Source organism: Xylanibacillus composti, assembly GCF_018403685.1.
In the GTDB taxonomy this organism is placed as follows: domain Bacteria; phylum Bacillota; class Bacilli; order Paenibacillales; family K13; genus Xylanibacillus; species Xylanibacillus composti.
This window is the reverse complement of sequence record NZ_BOVK01000078.1, coordinates 1-5,009: the sequence shown is the minus strand read 5'-3', so window position 1 is coordinate 5,009 and position 5,009 is coordinate 1. Positions and strand designations below refer to the sequence as shown.

The following is a 5,009-nucleotide window of genomic DNA, read 5'->3' as shown; positions in this document are numbered from 1 at the left end:
ACAAAATAGTTTACAGACTCTTATTTTGGGCTCCGCAAGTCGTGAAGACGCAAGCGCTATTCTCTTAGCAGCCGTTTCGCGGTAAGAGATGTCGTCCGTGGTGGCGGCGGCACAGCTTCCTTATCCGCGTACGAGCTTGCCGTATATGGTACCTGCGGGTACTGCGTCGGCCAGTTCGGCGGCGAATATCTCCAGCTTCACCAGAATACCAGGCGGAGCCCATGCATCGGGAAGCAGCTCCTCCGGAAGCATCGGATCCCGTTCAATGAGGTACTCAATCGCTTGATCGACTTCCATGTACAGGAGAAGCAGCTCCAGTGAACAATCTGCGTCAGACGCTAGCAGCTTGGCCAGTCGCGGCCTCCACTCCAGGTTCATCCGATTCAGAACTTCCTCGTACAAAGCAACGACCTCTGCAAGCGGCCAAAGGGCAACAACAGTCTCCTTGCTGATGGCCCCGGCCACCTTCTCTCCATGAAAAATCGAGATATAGTCTACGATCCCGTACTCCTCCGCCATGCGCAGCACGTCGCCGGTAATGTCCCACGGTGTGATATACACGCTTTTGTAAAGTCGGCCGCAGCCCATCTGCATCAGGTCGCTTCTCATCCGGTCGCGCTTGTTGCGTTCGGATTCGGGAATTTCCCCGGTAAATACATACCACTTGCCATCCCATGCCATGCCGTACCGCTTGCCTGCAGCATTGCGGCGAACCTGATGGCTCTTGCCCTTGTCAGTGATTTCGTAGAGCGAGCGGGCAGCAGACCGGATCCACCTTCTTGCCTTCAATTGGGTGAGCGTATTTCGCACCGTGCCGGAATGATAGCCGAGTCCTTCCAAGACGGGCACAAGCTGCTTGGTGTGCAGCGGTCCGGCTTTATGCAGCATCGAGATGATTCTCTGTTCCAGTGTCAAGGCCAACGTGAACGCTCCTTCTTCTGTATTAGCCATATTCATGCGACCGTGCCTATCATGTGATTGCCCGTATTCCCGCACCCTGGGGAATAAGTATCCTAACGCATACGCGGACTTGAGATGAAGTGCCTAACTCCCAATCTCGCATGCTGTCTCGGGTCCATTCCCCGATTCCTGCATCTGAAGAGCAAGTACATCACGCTCAATCACAAATCCTGCACGGGTCCGTTCTACGATTCGCGCACCATCTGAAGAGGTAGTTTTTCCACATGTGCATCCACATAAGGTAGTGTCTCTCCTCATATTAGTGCATCCTATTACAGACGACAAGCTGCATGACTGAGGCCGCGATCTGCCCGTTCTGCCCATTGACGGCTGCAGTGTCCAGAAATATAATAAGTAAAAACACGTAAGCTAGTTATAAAATTACAAACCAATCCTTGCATTTATTTACGCTCATAAATGATCAACGACATTAAAAATTTAGCATGTATAGGAGATGGCATGGCAATGGCACAGCAACGAACAGTAGTGGAGCAAGGTAACTCCGGACTCGGCAAGCAAGCGGGCCGGGTGCGATTTGCGAAGCGAACGGACCGGATGAAGGCTTCCGAAATTCGTGAAATCCTGAAGCTGATGGCACAGCCGGATTTCATTTCATTCGCCGGAGGCATTCCAGATCCGGACTTGTTCCCGGTTGAGGAGGTTAGAATTGCGACAGAGCGCGTCTTGCAGCAATCGTTTCGCACAGCTTTGCAGTATGCGCCTACAGAGGGGTACGGTCCGCTGCGGGAGTGGATTGCCGCTTACATGAATGAAACGTTCGGACTTGGATTAGAAGGGGCAGATGTACTTATCACCTCCGGCTCGCAGCAGGGGCTAGACCTGATAGGGAAGCTGCTGTTGGATGAAGGCGATGTGGTGCTGTGTGAAAGCCCGACTTACCTGGGGGCCATTCAGGCTTTCCAGCCTTACAATCCGCGATTCATCGAGATCGAGACAGACAATGATGGCATGATTCCCGAATCGCTGGAAAGCACGCTTGCCGCTTATCCGGAGGCGAAGCTGCTGTACGCGGTGCCGAATTATCAGAACCCGACGGGACGGACCTGGTCGCTGGAGCGCCGCAAGCGCGTGATGGAAATTGCCGCACGCTATGCGGTGACGGTAGTAGAGGACGATCCGTACGGCGAACTGCGCTTTGAAGGCGACCGCTTGCCGCCGTTGCAGGCCTTCGACCAGCAGGGGCAAGTGATGTACCTGGGAAGCTTCTCCAAGGTACTCTGTCCGGGGTACCGGGTGGGCTGGACGGCCGCCCCTAAGGTATATCTGGAGAAGATGGTCCTGGCCAAGCAGGGTGTCGACCTGCACACATCATCGATCAATCAGATGATTATTTATGAGATGCTGCAGCAGCAAAGCCTCTCCGCCTATGTGTCGCGCCTGATCGGGACTTATAAGGAACGAAGGGACGCGATGGCCGGCGTCTTGCGGGAGAAGCTGCCTGAATTGAAGTTTCAGCTGCCGCAGGGCGGCTTGTTCCTGTGGGGCGAGCTGCCGGAACAGTGGAACTGCCGCACGTTGCTGGAAAACGGGGTGCAGCACAAGATTGCCTTTGTCCCTGGAGGCTCCTTCTATCCAAATGGCGGCCATGAGCATACGATGCGGCTGAACTATTCTCTCAGTGACGAGCAGCGCATTCGGGAGGGCGTAGGCCGATTGGCTGCGCTGATTCACTCGACGCAAGCATGAGTGTTAAATCGGTTCGGACGCCGGACCATTTACACCACCAGACCGTTGCTGGTCGGGGAACCAGATAGCTGCAGGAGCAGGAAGAGCGCAGCAAAAAAAGCGGAGAAGCGACAGGCTGCACAGCAGCCGGCTTCATCCGCTTTTGCTTTTTTGCCAGTTCGATGATTAGTGCGTAGGGGCCTTGATGACAGGCTTTTTCATGTTGGGCTTTATGCGCTTCACTAAGTTTCTCAGGTAAGGAAGTACGTAGTAGTCGGCGCCGAACTTGCCAGCGTTAGCAGCTGCTACGAGGATGAATATGGTCAGAAGCAGCATTTGCGGATTGGTGCTGATCGTTCCCGAGAACAGGAAGGCGAAGTTCATCACGGCGCCCATCAAGGCAGCGAAGGTGGTGAAGCAGCCAAGGATCAAGCCAAGCCCGACCAGGAATTCGCCATAGGCGACCAGGAAATTGAACAATCCTGCATTCGGAAGGGCGAAGCCTTCCAGGAACGCTGCCCACCAGCCTTGTACCGTTGGATTCTCGCCGGCGGCTTTGGCTATGGCGCCATTCAGGTAGCCTGTTGCGTTGAAGTCACCGGTTATTTTGCCCCAGCCGGCTGTCAGCCATTGGTATCCAATATACAAGCGAAGGAGGGTAAGCATTGCAGCAGCGACGACATTTTCTCTCAGCCATTTCACAAACATTCTGATCCTCTCCTTTTCTAAAATTCATTATCGATTGTGTGGGGTTAGTTTTTGTGGTGCTTGTTCTTTACATCTTTAGTATAAATCATAAACACGCTCATTTATGTGAAAAAAATCACAATATCGTGAACAAGGCGAAAAAACTTTGCGATCACCCGCATTCCGAACAAAATCTACCTACTGGCAGGTGAAATATGGTTTAATAGAATATAAACATGTGGGGAAAGGCGCAGGTGAAACAATGAAGAGGGAATGGAGACTGGCGGTGCTGCTGGGCATCGTCGCGATCATACTGCTCGCAGGCTGCGGCAACAAACAGGCAGACCAGGAACTGGAGGAGGAACCGCCAGTGGCAATGCCGGCAGAAGAGCCGGAGGAGCCAATCGTGTATCCGTTCTCGTATCCTTTGACCGGTATAGGGACGGAGGAGGAACACTACAAGCGCCCCATTATGGTAATGGTGGAAAATCAGGCGCAAGCTCGGCCGCAATCGGGATTACATAGAGCGGATCAGGTATATGAAGTGTTGGCTGAGGGAGATATTACGCGGTTTTTGGCTGTTTATCAGAGCGACGATCCCGACGTAATCGGACCGGTGCGAAGCATTCGCCCGTATTTTGTTGAGCTGGGAGCCGGACTCGACGCATTGATCGTGCACGCGGGCTGGAGCCAGGAGGCGATGAACATCATTGCCCGGCGGAAACTGGCCCATTTCGACCAGGTATACGGGGATCACGCGTACTACTGGCGCAGCAGTGAAAGAAGGGCGCCGCATAATCTGTATACAAGCGTCGAGCTGATCCGGAAGGGCGCAGAGGACAAGGGATACCGTGAGGATTGGAACGACCCGGCCTTCCGTTTCGTGGATACGATTGAGGCGGCCGCTATCGAACCAGGCAGCGAAGCCCATGACATATCGATTCCTTATTACTCCAGCTATCATGTGTCTTATCATTGGAACGAGGAAATTGGGCGATACGAAAGGCATATGCTGGGCGAGCCGCATAAGGACAAGGAAACGGAAGAACAGCTTGTTGCCGATAATATTCTGATTATCGAGGCAAGCCATCGGGTGGTGGACGATGTCGGCCGCCGTCATGTGGATGTGTTCGGTCCGGGCAACGGGCATTTGGTGCAGAAGGGCAAGATTCGCGAGGTCACATGGGAGAATCGCGGCGGCATCATTCGCGCCCTCGTCCAAGGCGAGGAAGTGCCGCTGCTGCCGGGCAAGACATGGGTGCAGATCGTGCCGGTTGGAACGAAGCTTGAAGTGCAGGGAGAAGGCGGCAGCGCCAGTACGGAGTTGGAAGAGTAAGGAATCCCCCTGTGGGGGCGAAGACATGAGGAGCTTAACGGGATTGACGGACTTGCCTTGATGGCGAGCCGTCTCCCCATCGCAGGCGGGCGGCATACTGACTTCTCTTTCGTAGGACACGGAGTCGAATACATGCATGGTATTCGCAGTGTGCGGCGGCGGAAGTATATGTGCTTGCGATCTCCGTTTAACGGAAGTGATAGACACTATTGGCTTATTTCTGGACTATTTTCGATTCTAACGGAACTCTTGGCCCTTATTGCGGCGGAATCAAGGATTTTTGGCTCGATTCTGTGAAATAAGGTCTCTTGGTTCCGTTAGCGGTCAGACCCCCTAATTC

At 53.8% G+C, this 5,009-nt stretch carries 4 protein-coding genes; 2 read left to right on the top strand and 2 right to left on the bottom strand.

Going from position 1 to position 5,009, the window contains the following annotated elements:
• Positions 1-120 precede the first annotated feature (120 nt).
• On the bottom strand, positions 121-921 hold the full coding sequence (locus tag XYCOK13_RS20470; protein WP_213414111.1) for a PaaX family transcriptional regulator C-terminal domain-containing protein: 801 nt from the start codon (positions 919-921) through the stop codon (positions 121-123).
• Positions 922-1,425: 504 nt separating this feature from the next.
• Here XYCOK13_RS20470 and XYCOK13_RS20465 point away from each other — a divergent pair.
• Complete coding sequence (locus tag XYCOK13_RS20465) at positions 1,426-2,667, top strand: aminotransferase-like domain-containing protein (protein WP_213414110.1); 1,242 nt, start codon at positions 1,426-1,428, stop codon at positions 2,665-2,667.
• A 165-nt stretch (positions 2,668-2,832) separates the two neighbouring features.
• On the opposite strand, the gene XYCOK13_RS20460 is transcribed toward XYCOK13_RS20465, so the two are convergent.
• On the bottom strand, positions 2,833-3,354 hold the full coding sequence (locus XYCOK13_RS20460; RefSeq protein ID WP_213414109.1) for a DoxX family protein: 522 nt from the start codon (positions 3,352-3,354) through the stop codon (positions 2,833-2,835).
• A 241-nt stretch (positions 3,355-3,595) separates the two neighbouring features.
• On the opposite strand from XYCOK13_RS20460, the gene XYCOK13_RS20455 reads away from it, so the two are divergent.
• Positions 3,596-4,669: a DUF3048 domain-containing protein gene (locus XYCOK13_RS20455; RefSeq protein WP_213414108.1), complete on the top strand. Its 1,074-nt coding sequence runs from the start codon at positions 3,596-3,598 to the stop codon at positions 4,667-4,669.
• Positions 4,670-5,009 lie beyond the last annotated feature (340 nt).